Origin of the sequence: Vibrio sp. 1457 (genome assembly GCF_033340195.1) — a bacterium.
In the GTDB taxonomy this organism is placed as follows: Bacteria; Pseudomonadota; Gammaproteobacteria; order Enterobacterales; family Vibrionaceae; genus Vibrio; species Vibrio alginolyticus.
Genome location: NZ_JAWOWA010000031.1, coordinates 1 through 15,938 on the forward strand (window position 1 = coordinate 1; position 15,938 = coordinate 15,938).

The 15,938-nt window shown below is 46.0% G+C and carries 15 protein-coding genes, 1 tRNA gene and 1 riboswitch; of the genes, 11 read left to right on the plus strand and 5 right to left on the minus strand.

Annotation, left to right across the window (positions count from 1 at the left end; genetic code table 11):
• Positions 1-134: 134 nt before the first annotated feature.
• From R7Z41_RS21435 to thiH, 9 genes are all read left to right on the plus strand, one after another.
• Positions 135-211: transfer RNA gene (locus R7Z41_RS21435), tRNA-Trp, on the plus strand.
• Between the two features lie 244 nt (positions 212-455).
• A complete protein-coding gene (locus tag R7Z41_RS21440; protein ID WP_225478235.1) occupies positions 456-1,838 on the plus strand; it encodes a multicopper oxidase family protein in 1,383 nt (460 codons plus the stop codon).
• 123 nt (positions 1,839-1,961) lie between these two features.
• Complete coding sequence (gene crcB / locus R7Z41_RS21445; protein WP_005378811.1) at positions 1,962-2,345, plus strand: fluoride efflux transporter CrcB; 384 nt, start codon at positions 1,962-1,964, stop codon at positions 2,343-2,345.
• Between the two features lie 60 nt (positions 2,346-2,405).
• Positions 2,406-2,504, plus strand: a riboswitch (TPP riboswitch).
• Positions 2,505-2,667: 163 nt separating this feature from the next.
• Positions 2,668-4,608 (plus strand): phosphomethylpyrimidine synthase ThiC, encoded by a 1,941-nt coding sequence (gene thiC / locus R7Z41_RS21450; RefSeq protein WP_005378810.1) that lies wholly within the window; start codon positions 2,668-2,670, stop codon positions 4,606-4,608.
• Positions 4,608-6,023 (plus strand): thiamine phosphate synthase, encoded by a 1,416-nt coding sequence (locus tag R7Z41_RS21455; RefSeq protein ID WP_225478234.1) that lies wholly within the window; start codon positions 4,608-4,610, stop codon positions 6,021-6,023. The genes thiC and R7Z41_RS21455 overlap by 1 nt, the downstream gene beginning before the upstream one ends.
• Positions 6,010-6,783 (plus strand): HesA/MoeB/ThiF family protein, encoded by a 774-nt coding sequence (locus R7Z41_RS21460; protein WP_213875008.1) that lies wholly within the window; start codon positions 6,010-6,012, stop codon positions 6,781-6,783. The genes R7Z41_RS21455 and R7Z41_RS21460 overlap by 14 nt, the downstream gene beginning before the upstream one ends.
• Positions 6,784-6,821: 38 nt before the next feature.
• Complete coding sequence (gene thiS, locus R7Z41_RS21465) at positions 6,822-7,076, plus strand: sulfur carrier protein ThiS (RefSeq protein WP_225478233.1); 255 nt, start codon at positions 6,822-6,824, stop codon at positions 7,074-7,076.
• Between the two features lie 5 nt (positions 7,077-7,081).
• Positions 7,082-7,849 (plus strand): thiazole synthase, encoded by a 768-nt coding sequence (locus R7Z41_RS21470; protein WP_213880928.1) that lies wholly within the window; start codon positions 7,082-7,084, stop codon positions 7,847-7,849.
• Between the two features lie 34 nt (positions 7,850-7,883).
• Positions 7,884-8,996, plus strand: a complete 1,113-nt coding sequence (thiH, locus tag R7Z41_RS21475; protein WP_225478232.1) for a 2-iminoacetate synthase ThiH — start codon at positions 7,884-7,886, stop codon at positions 8,994-8,996.
• A 121-nt stretch (positions 8,997-9,117) separates the two neighbouring features.
• On the opposite strand, the gene R7Z41_RS21480 is transcribed toward thiH, so the two are convergent.
• Both R7Z41_RS21480 and R7Z41_RS21485 read right to left on the minus strand, forming a co-directional pair.
• On the minus strand, positions 9,118-10,908 hold the full coding sequence (locus R7Z41_RS21480; protein WP_213906393.1) for an aminopeptidase P family protein: 1,791 nt from the start codon (positions 10,906-10,908) through the stop codon (positions 9,118-9,120).
• Positions 10,909-11,111: 203 nt separating this feature from the next.
• Positions 11,112-12,053: a LysR family transcriptional regulator gene (locus R7Z41_RS21485; RefSeq protein ID WP_225478231.1), complete on the minus strand. Its 942-nt coding sequence runs from the start codon at positions 12,051-12,053 to the stop codon at positions 11,112-11,114.
• A 107-nt stretch (positions 12,054-12,160) separates the two neighbouring features.
• On the opposite strand from R7Z41_RS21485, the gene R7Z41_RS21490 reads away from it, so the two are divergent.
• Positions 12,161-13,354 (plus strand): multidrug effflux MFS transporter, encoded by a 1,194-nt coding sequence (locus tag R7Z41_RS21490; RefSeq protein ID WP_318136412.1) that lies wholly within the window; start codon positions 12,161-12,163, stop codon positions 13,352-13,354.
• 91 nt (positions 13,355-13,445) lie between these two features.
• Positions 13,446-13,727, plus strand: a complete 282-nt coding sequence (locus R7Z41_RS21495; protein ID WP_005378786.1) for a hypothetical protein — start codon at positions 13,446-13,448, stop codon at positions 13,725-13,727.
• A gap of 31 nt (positions 13,728-13,758) precedes the next feature.
• On the opposite strand, the gene R7Z41_RS21500 is transcribed toward R7Z41_RS21495, so the two are convergent.
• From R7Z41_RS21500 to R7Z41_RS21510, 3 genes are read right to left on the minus strand one after another with little or no spacing between them, the layout of a single operon-like run.
• On the minus strand, positions 13,759-14,214 hold the full coding sequence (locus R7Z41_RS21500) for a DoxX family protein (protein ID WP_005378784.1): 456 nt from the start codon (positions 14,212-14,214) through the stop codon (positions 13,759-13,761).
• A gap of 10 nt (positions 14,215-14,224) precedes the next feature.
• Positions 14,225-14,983 (minus strand): DNA-binding domain-containing protein, encoded by a 759-nt coding sequence (locus R7Z41_RS21505; RefSeq protein WP_005378782.1) that lies wholly within the window; start codon positions 14,981-14,983, stop codon positions 14,225-14,227.
• The gene (locus R7Z41_RS21510) at positions 14,980-15,852 is read right to left on the minus strand and encodes a DUF692 domain-containing protein (RefSeq protein WP_064368859.1); all 873 of its coding nucleotides are present in this window, start codon (positions 15,850-15,852) and stop codon (positions 14,980-14,982) included. The genes R7Z41_RS21505 and R7Z41_RS21510 overlap by 4 nt, the downstream gene beginning before the upstream one ends.
• Positions 15,853-15,938 lie beyond the last annotated feature (86 nt).

Genomic DNA, 15,938 nt, shown 5'->3' on the forward strand with positions numbered 1-15,938 from the left:
TGGTAGTTCAGTTGGTTAGAATACCGGCCTGTCACGCCGGGGGTCGCGGGTTCGAGTCCCGTCCACTCCGCCACTTAATATCGACAACCTCGCTTATGCGAGGTTTTGTCAAATCTAGAATATGAAAATTCTATAGGGGTGTAGCTCCAATTGGCAGAGCAGCGGATTCCAAATCCGCGTGTTGGGAGTTCGAATCTCTCCACCCCTGCCACATATCAGGCTCTGACTTAGGTCAGAGCCTTTTTTGTATCTGGCTTCCTCTCATTATTACGGCTTATTTCTACTCTTATCTCGTAAGTATGGCTTTCTGCTGTACTTTGGCAGCATTTAATCTACTGAACGAACGAAACTACAGTTAGCTGTAATGATCAGTGGCCCGAAATTTTAATAATAAAGGGGAATCACTATTTATATTTAGTTACACTCAACCGATCTGGATTAATGAGTAACTATGTATGGATATATCTCGTCGACGCTTTCTTCAATCATCCTTAGCAATCTCCGCGCTTACCGTTCTACCTGCATGTTCTCTATCTAGGAGCACTAATAAGCAGGGGCAATATATATACGATATCACTGCAGAGCCTTCTACTGCAGAATTGGTCCCTGGGTTTAACACAGACGTACTCGCATTTAATGGTTCGATTCCAGCGCCTACGATTCGTTGTCGCCAAGGCGAGAAAGTTATAATTCGGTTTACTAACAAGCTTTCAGAGCCGACTACAATCCACTGGCATGGCTTGCGAATCCCTATTGAAATGGATGGTGTACCTTTCTTAAGCCAGCCGCCTATCATGCCGGGTGAAACATTCGTTTATGAATTTACACCGCCAGATGCAGGCACGTTTTGGTATCACCCCCACATGAATAGCGTTAAGCAACTTGGTATGGGCTTAGTTGGGCTAATTATCGTTGAAGAGGCTGAGCCTGTTCTATTTGATGAAGAACAGGAAATAGTTCTAAAGCATTGGCATTTAGACAAACAAGGTCAGTGGAAGAACCTTATGGTACCGCGCTTGAGCGCTCGTATGGGGACTCCCGGAGAGTGGAGTAGCGTCAATGGTGTGCATGAACCTGTTTATACGCTGAAGCAGAATGCTACCACGCGATTAAGAATTGCTAATGTCGATAACACCATTACTTACCCGATCGCTATTGAAGGTGCAGAGGCTTGGGTTATCGCTATTGATGGTAACCCTGTTAAAACGCCTTACAAGCTCACTCAGCATAAAATTGGTCCAGGAATGAGGTTAGATGTCGGATTGATTGCTCCAAAGGCTGGAAAACGTGTTTATGTGCGTCAAATGAAAGGACGCTTCCCATTCCCTTTGTGCGAGTTTGACGTTGTTGAGTCTGATCTGTCGAACAACCAGAAACTGCCTTTATTACCTCTCAACCCTGTGCCAGCTCTCGATTTGAAAAATGCAGAGCAAATCGATTATGTGTTTGAGTGGGAGGGGGCGATCACTCCTGCTGATCAATCGGGCAAAGCGATCCCCCAATTCTGGCTGATGAACAAACGGGCTTGGGAGGGAATGAGCAAAGATAATATTCCAGCGCCGCTTTCAACATTGGAGATTGGAAAAACCTATATCTTCAACCTAAAGAACGTCACCCAATATCATCATCCTATTCATCTTCATGGACACACATTTACGGTTCTTGAGTTAGATGGCAAAAAACTCGACGAACCGTTTCATACCGATACGGTCTTACTTGGAAAAAACGGCAGTGCGAAAGCGGCATTTGTTGCAGATAACCCAGGGCGTTGGATGTACCATTGTCATGTAATTGAACATATGAAGACGGGTTTGATGGGTTACATCGAAGTAAAGTGACTCCTGTAACTTTTAAAATCTTGATAAGTTTTAAGCGCTATACTTTGCTGAATTCTAAGATTGTATAATCACTATTGCCGTAAATTTGATTACAATGTCGCCATTAACTTTTCTGGGGGAATTATGGGACAACTATCCGTTTTGGGTTTTATTGCATTGGGTGGTGCATTTGGTGCATGTTCTCGTTACTTAATTTCTGAACTTTGTGTCATTTTATTGGGGCGTGGTTTTCCATATGGTACGTTAACCGTTAACGTTGTTGGCTCATTTATGATGGGCTTATTGATAGCAGCTTTCGATAATGAACTTTTGGCAACGGAACCTTGGCGACAAGTGATTGGCTTGGGTTTTTTAGGCGCACTAACGACGTTTTCCACCTTCTCGATGGATAATGTGTTGCTCATGCAGCAGGGCGCTTTCTTTAAGATGGGATTGAACGTATTGTTGAATGTCGTGTTAAGTATTTCAGCTGCGTGGATAGGCTTTCAATTATTGATGCGCAGCTAGCAAAGTAGTTAAAAATTGAACAGGTCGGCTTGGTTTCACCAAGCCGTTTTTATATACTGATATCACTTGTCGGAGTGCCATAAGGCTGAGACCGTTAATTCGGGATCCGTTGAACCTGATCAGATTAGAATCTGCGAAGGGAACAAGAGAAGATATTCACACCGGAGTTCTTTCTGGTTGACCTATCAAAAGTCGAATGTTTTTACAGGCAAATATCGTAAGCTTTAACTAGCCTTAATTTGACTCCTCTTGTCGCATCTATCCGCCAAGCATTTTTATCCAATTACTTTTTATCTAGTATAACAAAGCAAGGAAAAATGCTATGTCGAGTCGCAAACAAGCGAGACTGGAAGCAAAACAGTTCATTGATACACTCTCGGTACAACCGTACCCCAATTCAAGCAAAGTCTACGTAGAAGGTTCACGTCCAGATATTCGTGTGCCAATGCGTGAAATATCACTCGCTGATAGCCTTATTGGAGGCACAAAAGAAGCGCCTATTTTCGAACCTAATGAGCCAGTACGCGTTTACGATACCTCGGGTGTATACACAGATCCAGAGCACACCATAGACCTCTATAGCGGCTTACCTAAGCTGAGAGAAGGGTGGATTGAAGAGCGTGCCGATACTGAGCTACTTGATGAAGTAAGCTCGGTGTACACCAAAGAACGCTTAGAAGACGAAACACTAGACGATCTTCGTTACGGTAATCTACCACGTATTCGACGTGCCAAAGATGGCCATTGTGTGACCCAATTGCACTATGCTCGCAAAGGTATTATTACCCCAGAAATGGAATACATTGCGCTGCGTGAAAACATGGGGCGTGCCAAGTATCGCGATGAAGTGCTGAATCAACAGCATCCGGGTCAAAGCTTCGGAGCGAACCTACCAAAAGATATTACCGCCGAATTCGTGCGCAAAGAAGTCGCCGAAGGTCGCGCTATTATCCCTTCCAATATTAACCACCCAGAATCCGAACCAATGATCATTGGACGTAACTTTTTGGTCAAAGTGAACGCCAACATCGGTAACTCATCGGTCACTTCTTCGATTGAGGAAGAAGTAGAGAAGCTCGTTTGGGCGACACGTTGGGGTGGAGATACCGTTATGGATCTCTCTACTGGACGTAACATCCACGAAACTCGCGAGTGGATTCTACGTAACAGTCCGGTTCCGATCGGTACCGTACCAATGTATCAAGCGCTTGAGAAAGTGAATGGTGTTGCGGAAAACCTTAACTGGGAAGTGATGCGCGATACCCTGATTGAGCAAGCAGAGCAGGGCGTTGACTACTTTACTATCCATGCCGGTTTACTACTTCGTTATGTGCCAATGACTGCAAAACGCGTTACTGGCATCGTCTCTCGTGGTGGCTCTATCATCGCGAAATGGTGTTTAGCGCATCACCAAGAAAGCTTCTTATATACCCACTTCCGAGAGATCTGTGAAATCTGTGCTAAGTATGATGTCGCACTTTCTCTCGGTGATGGTCTGCGTCCTGGCTCGGTGGCCGATGCTAACGACGAAGCGCAATTTGCAGAGCTTCGTACCCTTGGTGAGTTAACCAAGATTGCGTGGGAATACGACGTACAGGTGATTATTGAAGGCCCTGGTCATGTTCCAATGCATATGATCAAAGAGAACATGGAAGAGCAGTTAGAGCACTGTCATGAGGCTCCTTTCTATACCCTTGGTCCATTGACGACAGACGTCGCTCCTGGTTACGACCATATTACTTCAGGCATCGGCGCTGCCATGATTGGTTGGTATGGCTGTGCAATGCTTTGCTACGTAACTCCGAAAGAGCACCTCGGTTTACCAAACAAAGAAGACGTGAAAGTAGGCATGATCACTTATAAGCTTGCTGCGCACGCCGCTGATTTAGCGAAAGGGCACCCAGGTGCTCAAGTTCGTGATAATGCGCTTTCTAAAGCTCGCTTCGAGTTCCGCTGGGAAGATCAATTCAACTTGTCACTCGACCCAGATACCGCGCGCGCTTTCCATGATGAAACCTTACCTCAAGAGTCCGGCAAAGTTGCTCACTTCTGTTCGATGTGCGGACCAAAGTTCTGCTCGATGAAGATTTCGCAAGAGGTACGAGAGTACGCGAAAGACACTGAGCAAGTTGCTGCGGACCAAGCTATCTCGATTAAAATGCTAGATGATCCTCTTGAAGGGATGCGTCAGAAATCGCAAGAATTTAGAGAGTCAGGTTCCGAGCTATACCACCCAGCAGCACATGCCGAGGTAAGTGACTAATGAGCAAAATCCTTATTCCGTCATCGTTGATTGAACTGACAGGTTTAGTTCAGCAATGTTTGTTGTTGGCGAAAGAACAGGGTTTTAGCATAGAAGACATTGAGTTGGGTGTGAGCCCAACTCAATCTATTCAGCTTGTTCGCGGCCAACAGACCACACACATAACGACTGATCTCATTGATGATTATGACTCTGAGCATGAGAGTTCATTTGTGCTCTATTACCGTTCTGCTTTGTCGGTAGAAGCGTGTGCTAAGCAACCGTCGAAAGCGATTTATATTGGTATTGCTGATACTCAGGTATCCGATGAAAAGGAGAAAGTGCTTCAGCTTGATATCTGGCGTCACCCAATTAACAACGAAGTGAGAGCACTTTCCGTTAAGTCCAAATTCAACGCAATGTTCAATCCTGAACATCACCTTGCTTGGATAGTAACGCTGACAGTACTCGATTTTCCTATCGAAGATGCGTTAACACTTGCTCGAGGAATACTAACTCAGCAAGCGAATGTTTCACGTGAAACACTGTTGAATGACAACCTTGATGAGGGAAGGTCTACTCGGTGGGCTGACCAATTTGATGATTTCCCCACACCTGTACTGGAGGATAACCGACTAGGTATTCAAGTTGGTTGGTCTGCACAAGGCGAGAGCGTTAGCTTTCCAACTCTGACTAAGCAAAGTCTAGGGCTCTATCCAGTCGTTGATGATGTTGCTTGGATTGAGCGTCTACTGCCACTAGGCATCAACACTATTCAACTGCGAATCAAGAACCCACAACAAGCCGATTTAGAACAACAGATCATTCGAGCAATTGAGCTAGGTCGTCAGTATCAAGCACAAGTGTTCATAAATGACTACTGGCAGTTGGCAATCAAGCATGGCGCTTATGGCGTTCACCTAGGACAAGAAGACATAGAAGAATCGAATTTGGCTCAGATAACTAAAGCCGGCATTCGTCTTGGTCTTTCTACTCATGGTTATTATGAGCTACTGCGCATCGTACAAATTCATCCTAGTTACATCGCGCTAGGGCATATTTTTCCAACCACCACTAAACAGATGCCATCGAAACCACAAGGTTTGGTGCGCTTGGCTCTGTATCAAAAGCTGATTGATAGCATTCCTTATACAAACACAGAGTCGGTTTTCCGTCCTGCAAAAGACAAAGCAGGTAGTGACTATGTGCTTGGCTTTCCGACGGTCGCGATTGGTGGCATTGACCAATCTAATGCAGACCAAGTTTGGCAAACAGGTGTTTCTAGTTTGGCAGTTGTGCGAGCTATTACGTTGGCAGAATCACCTCAGTCCGTCATCGAGTTCTTCGCACAACTGATGAATGAAAGACAGCTAACGTTTACTGATCAGAGTAGTAAATTAGCGCATACCAAGAGAGGCGAGCATGCTCACGGATAAGCAGTTCCTTCGCTATCAGCGCCAAGTCGCTCTGCCTGAAATTGCCGAAGTCGGGCAAGAGCGTTTGAGCAAATCGCATGTGCTGATCATCGGTTGTGGTGGGTTAGGGAGCGCAGCGAGTTTGTACTTGGCATCAGCGGGTATTGGTAAATTGGTTGTGGTCGATGACGATGAAGTTGATAGCAGTAACCTACAACGTCAGATCATTTATCGTGAACAAGACCTCCAAGTTGCGAAAACAAAAGCGACTGTGAAGCAACTGACTGACCTTAATTCTATGGTTCAAATTCGTGCCCTCAATAAGCGATTAGACAAAGCACAGCTTCAGCTTGAGGTGATGCTAGCGGATGTGGTGCTCGACTGCACCGATAACATGCCAACGCGTCAGCTCATTAACCAAGTTTGTTTCGAGCAAAATACGCCGCTCATCTCGGCGGCGGCAATTGGTTGGCAAGGGCAATTCGCTGTCTTTGATTACCAAACACCAAGTGAACAAGAAGCGCAGAGTAAAGCGTGTTACCGCTGTTTGTATCCGTTCGACGAATTACCGCAAACGCAAAAGTGCAGTGAGAGCGGTGTCGTCGGTCCGGTGGTCGGCACACTTGGTAACTACCAAGCGATAGCAGCAATTCAAAAACTGGCGACGGGAAAGTTTCATGTCGAGACTGCCAAGTTGCATCTGTTTGATGGGTTGAAACTGCAATGGCAAACCATGGCGATAAGCAAAGATAAACAGTGCCAAGTGTGTGCTCAGATTTAGCTTGTGAGTAATGGGCAGAATTAAGAGAGTTGGAAGCAATGACGTTATCAGAACAACAAACAACACAAATGACCGCTGCTGACTTAGATGTGATCACTATTGTCATCAATGACCAGTCACATCAAGTTGCCAGTGAGTCGAATCTACAGCAAATCATTAGTCAATTTGCGCTGCCTGAAATGGGCTGTGTTTTTGCAATTAATAACAATGTTGTGTCACGCAGTGAGTGGGCTAGCACAGTTCTTTCACAGGGAGATAGCATCTCTTTGTTTCAAGCGATCGCAGGGGGTTAAAGTCGATGCTTAAAATTGGTGATAAACAATTCGAATCAAGACTGTTCACGGGAACAGGGAAATTTGCCAGCAGCCGATTAATGGCAGAAGCGATTCAAGTATCGGGTTCTCAACTTGCGACCATGGCGTTGAAGCGTGTGGATGTGAATGACCAACAAGACGATATTTTGCTGCCGCTAGTAAAAGCGGGGGTGAACTTATTGCCAAACACATCAGGAGCAAAGAATGCTAAAGATGCTGTGTTTGCTGCACAACTGGCGCGAGAAGCGTTGGGTACTAACTGGCTAAAACTGGAAATTCATCCAGACCCGAAGTACTTGATGCCCGATCCAATTGAGACACTTGCAGCCGCTGAACAGCTGGTTCGTGAAGGCTTCATTGTCCTTCCTTACTGTCATGCTGACCCGGTTCTGTGTAAACGATTGGAAGAGGTTGGCTGCGCTGCTGTCATGCCATTGGGTGCTCCGATTGGTTCCAACAAAGGGATAGTTTCTCACGATTTCCTAGAGATCATCATCGACCAAGCTAATGTTCCTGTCATTGTTGATGCGGGTATTGGTGCTCCTTCACATGCTGCGCGTGCGATGGAAATGGGCGCGGATGCCGTGCTAGTTAATACCGCGATTGCGACTTCGAGCGATCCCGTTGCGATGGCGAAAGCATTTAAGTTGGCGGTAGAGTCGGGGCGTATGGCTTATGAAGCCGGACTTGCAGGTAAGGTTTCTCATGCGGTTGCGTCGAGTCCACTGACGTCATTCCTAGATGAGCTTTAGTCCTAGATTGGTTTAGCTATTAAGCGAGGAAAACATGAGCTTCGTTGAACAATTTAAGCAGCTTAATTGGGATGACATTTCGATGTCTATCTATGCGAAAACGGCAAAAGACGTCGAGCGAGCATTGAATAAACCCAAGCGTGATTTGGAAGACTTTAAAGCGCTAATTTCACCAGCGGCTGAAGCGTACTTAGAGCAAATGGCGCAGCTGTCATATTCGGCAACTCGTAAGCGCTTTGGTAATACCATGTCGCTTTACATTCCATTGTACCTTTCTAACTTGTGTGCCAATGCTTGTACTTATTGTGGCTTCTCGATGGAGAATAGAATCAAGCGTCGTACCTTGAATCGGGACGAAGTGGTTGCAGAGGTCGAAGCAATCAAGCGCATGAAGTTTGATAGCGTATTGCTGGTGACTGGCGAACACGAAACTAAAGTGGGTATGAAATACTTCCGCGAAATGGTGCCTATGATTAAGAAGCGCTTTAACTATTTGGCGATGGAAGTACAGCCACTTGATCAAGACGAATACGCTGAGCTCAAGACATTGGGTTTGGATGCGGTGATGGTCTATCAAGAAACGTATCATCCTTCGACTTACGCCGAGCACCATTTGCGTGGCAACAAGATGGATTTCGAATACCGATTGGATACACCCGATCGTCTTGCAAAGGCGGGCATCGATAAGATCGGTATTGGTGCTTTAATAGGGTTGGAAGAGTGGCGTACCGACTGTTTTTATGTGGCAGCGCACTTGGACTATCTTGAGCGCACGTATTGGCAGACTCGTTACTCGATTTCTTTCCCGCGTTTGCGTCCTTGTGAGGGTGCGCTCCAACCCAAATCAGTCATGACGGATAAGCAACTTGTTCAGCTGATTTGCGCTTATCGTTTGTTGAATCCAGAAGTGGAGTTGTCATTATCGACTCGTGAGTCACCGAAGTTTAGAGATAACGCATTGCCTTTAGGCATTACCAGTATGTCTGCTGCATCGAAAACTCAGCCGGGTGGTTATGCGATGGATGATGTTGAACTCGAGCAGTTTGAGATCAGTGATGAGCGAAGCGCAGGTTCTGTGGAAGATATGATTCGAGCCAAAGGGTTTGACCCTGTATGGCGAGATTGGCACTCGGCGTATTCTGGTTAAGTAGCAAAGAAAGCCACTGGTCATCGTTATGTTTCACGTGAAACATAGGCAAAAAAAGAGGGTTGATGCAAAACATCAACCCTCTACTTTTTTCTAGCTTCTAGCTTCTAGCTTCTAGCTTCTAGCTATGTGCTACTGGTAGCGTTGCTTGACGAAGCCACTCTTTCACATCACCTTCAACAAGTGGGCTGATCTCATCCCATACCTTCTGATGGTAATCATTCAGCCAAGCAAGTTCTGGACGAGTTAGCATATCAACGTTGATATTTCGCTTGTCGATTGGACAGCGTGTTAGCGACTCAAATGACAGAACAGGGAAGTCACCGTTTGTTGCGGTTTCAACAACAAGCTCTAAGTTTTCAATACGAATACCAAACGCATCTGCACGGTAGTAGCCTGGTTCGTTGGATAGCACCATACCTTCTGTTAGAGGCACGTCGATTTGCTTCTTCGAAATGCTTGCTGGACCTTCATGAACACTTAGGAAGTGACCAACACCGTGACCAGTACCGTGATCGTAATCGTAGCCTTCCGCCCATAGGTGCTGACGAGCTAGCGTATCGATTTGGTAACCACGTGTGCCTTTCGGGAAACGTGCACGAGCAACACCGATGTGACCTTTTAGCGCAAGAGTGAACTGTTTAATCATCTCTTGTGAAGGCTGACCGATCGCAATGGTACGCGTGATGTCTGTCGTGCCATCTAGGTACTGACCGCCTGAATCCACTAGGTAAAGTGTGTTCAGTTCTAGCTTGCCAGGTTCAGGTTGGTTCTCGTGATTATAGTGACACATCGCCGCGTTGCCACCTGCTGCCGAGATAGTATCGAAGCTAAGATCCATAAGTGTCGGGTCTTCGCTACGGAACGCTTCCAGTTTGTCTGCCATCGTCGCTTCATCATGCAGGTTACCAGCAGCGACTTCAGCATCTAACCAAGACAGGAACTTACTCATCGCTACGCCATCGCGGATATGACATGCTTTCATGCCTGCGATTTCAACTGCGTTCTTTGCTGCTTTTGGCATTAGGCATGGATCAGCTTTACTCACCACAGATGCGCCTGCGTTTTGAAGCACCAGCTTAAACCACGCGTTACTTGTCGCAGGGTCAACCAGTACATTCTTGCCAGTTAGGTTTTCTAGTCGTGCTTGCAATGCTTCTGGGTGATGAACCGTCACGCCGGCACCAACATGAGCGTCAAACTCAGCAGGTAGGCGAGCAGGATCTAGGAAGTATTCCACGCTTGAGTCTGAGTGCAGAATCGCGTGAGAAAGCAGAACTGGTAAACGTGATACATCAAGACCACGAACGTTGAGTAACCAACAGATAGAATCAAGTGCTGTGATCACTGCGCTGTCTGCACCGGCTTTTTTCACGAGCTCTGCGATTTCTTGGCGTTTGCTTTCACTTGACTGACCAACTGCTTCTGTTGCCATTAGGCGAACATCAGAAACCACAGGAGCAGGGCGGTCGTGCCACAGTTCATCAATTGGGTTGCTATCGAGAATCTTAAGCTCAAGTGCGCCAGCAAGTTTTGCTTGTGCCATGTCTAGCCAAGCAGCGTTGTGCATGCGAGGGTCGATTGCCACAGACGCGCCATTTGCAAGATGGTCTTTAATCCAATCTAGTGCAGGCTCTTCAATCAAGTGACGGTATTCGAATAGATCAGCAGGAACCTGCTTTGTTACTTGTACTGTGTAGCGACCATCAACAAAGATAGCGGCTTTGTCTTTGGTGATTACCGCAGCACCAGCAGAACCAGTAAAGCCAGTTAGCCAATGTAAACGCTCGTTGTGCGCTGGTACGTATTCACCCAAGTACTCGTCTTCATGAGGGACAAGTAGGGCATCAATATTATGTTGTGCTAGCCATTCGCGAATTGCATTCACGCGGCTTTGGGTATCGTTGTGCATCTGTGTTATTCCTTCAAATTACCGCTCCTTCATGCTCAGGTGTGGGAGCTGTTTCCATCTGCTTCATGCAGTTTACGATTCCATTGAGGTTCGCAATCACTTCAATAGAGTCGGAGTACAACTAGGCCATAGATGAGCCAAAAAGGACTACGACAGTTAAGCTACTCATTTTAGCCGCTAAGCGCAAATTGAGTGCGGTGTTTTTATCTAAGGTGATCGGTTTTTTGTGTGATCATCGTACGTAGCCAGCCTAATGCAGGGTCGTTTTCTCTATCTCGGTGCCAGAATAAAGTGTAAGCCATAGGTGGGAATTCTAACGGTAGTGGCAGCACGACCAAATCAAGCTGTTTGGCCGCAAGTTGCACAAAATGACTTGGCGCAGTAAAGATAAAGTCGGTGTATGAACATAAACTTGCGGCACTGTTAAAGTCGGGCACAGTGACGGCAATATCGCGGTCGGCGCCAATATCTGCAAGGCGATAATCTAGCAACCAACGGTCGTTGCCATCACAACGCACCTGTACATGGCGTAGGGCGAGATAGGCTTCCAGATTCCAAGGTCGTTTTAGCGCAGGGTGGTTTTTGCGAATAATGCACATTTGGTAATCACGATAAATTTCCAACTCGCAAATGTCATCGGGTGGTTGAAGAGTCAGCTTGGCATCGTTTATATCGATATCTTTTCCAGTTAAGCCTAAATCCAGTTCGCCGCGTTGAAGCATTTTAAATGTATTATCCGACCACGGGTGTGTGCTAATTGTCACGCCAGGTGCTTGTTGAAAAATCGCCGGTAAGAAATGGGGTAGAATGAGAGGGTAGACACTCTCTACCGCTGCTATTTGAAAACGGTATTCACTGCTTTGCGGAGAAAACTCTTCGGGTTGAGTCAGCACTTCTAACTGATTTATCAACAGATCCAGTTTCGGTTTAAGAAACAATGCGCGCGGCGTAGGTGTTAATCCATGTGAGTTTCGAGTGAAAAGAGGGTCATCAAATTGAATGCGCAGTTTAGCCAGTGATTTACTTACGGCGGATTGGCTTAAGCACAATCGGTGGGCCGCACGAGTAACGTTTAACTCTTCAATCAGCACTTTAAAGCAGACCAATAGATTTAAATCGATACGAGCCAGTTTTTCGACGTTCACAGTGAATTTCCTCTGAGGAATAATGCTCATGATTATACATCATTTCCATTCATATCATCAGATGATTAAGCTTTACCCAAAGTTCTTTATCCAATTCGGAGTGTTGTGTGTCTAGCCAGTTTTCTAATAGTAAAAAACAGATGGCGTTATTGACCATTTTGGTTCTTTTCAGTCCTTTAGCGATTGATATTTATCTACCTGCTTTACCTCTTATTGCTTCCACTTTTCAGGTCGATAATGCGCTAGCACAAGACACGATCACTTGGTTCTTATTTGCTATGGGTGTTGGTCAGCTATTCGCAGGTCCCCTAGCAGATAAACTCGGACGTCGAACTGTTGCATTGGGCGGTATCACCATTTACGCGATGAGCGCTTTATTGGCGTGGAGTGCTCAAAATATTGAGTGGATGTTGGTTTCCCGACTGCTACAAGGCTTAGGTGCGTGTGCGACATCGGTAGCAGCCTTTGCAACAGTTCGCGATATCTTTGGCCCGGAAAAAAGCGGCAAAATGATCAGCTACCTTAACGGTGCGATTTGTTTCATTCCGGCTTTAGCTCCAATTCTAGGTAGCTGGTTAACTCAGCAATTTGACTGGCGTGCTAACTTTAGCTTTATGGCGGGTTTTGCTGTGGTGTCTGGATCATTGATGTTTTTCATGATGAAAGAGACTAACCCGTCAACAGAAAAGCAAGCCGTGTTTAAGCTTAGTCGGTATTGGGCAGTGCTTAGCACACCATCTTTTGTTTTCCATGCGTCATTATGCTTGATGGCGATGGCGGTTATTCTTGCTTACGTTACCTCAGCACCGTCGATATTGATGACGGGGATGGGGCTGTCGATGAATGAATTCACTTTCTGGTTTGGTGTAAATGCGGTGATAAACATTGCGGCATGTATGCTGGCGCCTAAGTTTATGGAGCGCGTTGGAACTCACAACACCTTGGTCACCGGGATCTCAACTCTGGGTCTCGCAGGTGTGATCATGCTAGTGATGAATGGTCAGAATACCGCGCTTTCTTTCATGTTACCTATCTTTATGTCTTCTGTAGGTTTTGCATTCATTCTGGGTGCAGCGGCAGGGAAAGCGTTAGAACCGTTTGGTGATAAGGCGGGCACGGCAGCTGCACTGCTTGGATTGTTCCAAATGAGTGGCTCTGGTTTGTTGGTGGGTACACTGCAACGCTTATCTCTGGATCCACAAACCTTGATCGCAATTCATATGTGGGTCCTATTACCTGCGTTGGTCGTTCTGTTTACAAAAGCAGGGAAGAACTGGCACTCGAGCTTTGCGAAAGCGTAAATCAGTGTAATTTAGTATTTTCCAATGTAAGTAAGGCGTGTATATTTGTCACTCAGACTTTTCCTGACACCATAACGGAACTCAAAAAGTAATGTCGTTAACCACGTATGAAATGGCTCGTATTCTAGAGCAAATGGAAGATTCACCAGAAAAGGTGATGTTTGGCAAGTTGCTTAATGAGCTGGGTAATCAAAGCTCCGAGCGTATTCGTAGTGCGGCGAAACAAGTACCTCTGCCAATTTTGCGTGATATCGTGTACCAATTTCAGCAAGTGATTGAGTCACGCAAAGATGAACAAGTCGAGCAGATGGCAAAAGACCTCGCTCAGCAAGGTATCTCAGCAGAAGAGCTACTGGCTTACTTGAATAAATAATAAAAAATCCCCGCATGATGCGGGGATTTTTTTAGCTCGTCATTTTCTTTTTCAGGATGTGGTCCAAAGACAGCGGTCCTGGCCCCCATACGATTACGATAAGAATCATCAATCCCCAAAGTTGGTGGTCATAAAAACCTTTCTCCCACAACAGTGGGTAAGAGATCACTGCGATGATGTTGAACACAAACAGCATTGCTGCCATCGGGCGGGTAATCAATCCCAGTGCCAAGAACACCGGTAGAACCAACTCCGCAGCCGTACCTAAATAAGCCGCCAATTCCCATGGCAAGATTGGCACTTGGTATTCCAGCTCAAATAAGTACAGCGTGCTATCCCAAGATGAGATTTTGATTAGTCCTGAATTGAAGAACACCCAGGCTACCCACAAGCGACAAAAGAGAAGTAGTAAAGGGACAAAGCCAGCTTGTAGGGTACTGATTAAATCGTCGTACCGATTCACTAAGTTTTTAACCGTATCCGTCATAGAGTGCTCCTTAGATTGATTGCAATGTAAAGCCGTCAACAATATCGAGTGCCATGATGCGATTGAGATGAGCGAGTAAAACTTCAGGTATTTCGCTCAAACTCTGCTTCTGCTCTAAACATTGCAGCAGTTGGAACACATCGGCATCGAGTGCGTGACACAAGGCTTCTCCATTGGCTTGAATCGAGATGACACCTTGCTGTAATTGGTTGATATTAAGTTGTTCGAATTGCCCAGTTTGAATCGCACTAAATAGATCGAATACTGCGTAATTGGAGTCAAAGCTGCGGCAGCCCTTTTTAAGGTGTAAGACTAAAGCGGGTTGTTGCTCTTCACTCACTTCGCCAAGTAACGCAAGCGGTTTTAATTCCGCTGCATTGGATTGCTCATACTGTGCTTGACGAGCTAGGTCGATATGCCACTCGAAGCGTGCGACTTCAGGGCTGTAAGGTGCTTGTGCGATCACCTGACTAAACTGCATGATGGTGTCTTGAAAGCCTTCGCCATAATGCACCACATTTCCTTCTTTTAATGGGTAAGAAAGAACATGCTGGCGAGCTATCTGTTCAAAGCATTCTTCACCAAGCAGCGCTTCAACCATCGGGTAGGTCGCGGACAACACTTCGCTTAAGCTGACGATAAAGTTATTGCGGTAAATTTGTATGCGTTCATCAGCGGTAAACTCATCACTGGCAATATCGCAGTCTTCACCGAGCGCTTGATAGTGCAGGGCTTTAGCAAACTGGCTTTGTAAGGTGGCTAGATTCATGATGCCTTCCTTGGTTCGCTTTGTTCACTTGGAAGTGTGCCTTGCAACAGCAGTTGTGATGCTTTCTGCGCTTCTCCTAATAAGACTTCTGGCGCGGGGATATCCAAATCCCATTCAATCAACGCATGACGTGGACCGTGTTTTTTTGTCCACTGTGAAAACAACTGCCAAACTTCATCGCTAACTGGGCGGCTATGGGTATCAATCCATATCTCACCTTTGTCGAGTTGTTTAATGGTAAAACCTGCCAAGTGAATCTCATCCACTTTGTCGGCTGGAATCGCATCTAGGTATGTGTCGCAATCAAAACCGTGGTTGAACGCCGAAACATAAACATTGTTTAAATCGAGCAATAAACGACAGTCAGTGCGCTTTTGCACTTCGGTAAGAAACTCCCATTCGCTGATGGTCGAATGTTGAAACTTCACATAACTAGATGGGTTCTCTATCAAGATCTCGCGTTGCAAATATTCCTGCACTTCATTCACGTTACGAGTGAACACGTTGAGCGCTTCTTCCGTATACGGAAGTGGAAGCAGGTCATTAAAGTAGTGACCGCCGTTTTCACTCCAACTTAAATGGTCAGAAACAAGAATTGGGTCGATTGAGTCAATCAGTGATTTAAGTTGCGCAAGATGCTTTTGACTAACACGTTCCACCGAACCTAGCGACAAACCAATACCGTGGCAGCTAATTTGATATTGCTCGCGAAGCGTTTGTAGCTGATGGCGCTCTGTTGCATTGGGTTGGAAATAGTTTTCACTGTGGATTTCTAACCAAGACAACTCAGGCTGGGATTGGCTAAAGTAATCGAGGTGTGGGGTTCTTAATCCAACTCCAACAAGGTCGTGGAAGGTGTGGTGTTTCACGTGAAACTCCTTTTCAAATCGTGCGGGAAGAGAAGGATGCGTCTTGGCTTTGCGTTGGTTGAGCGTCAACGCATCCTCACAATAGC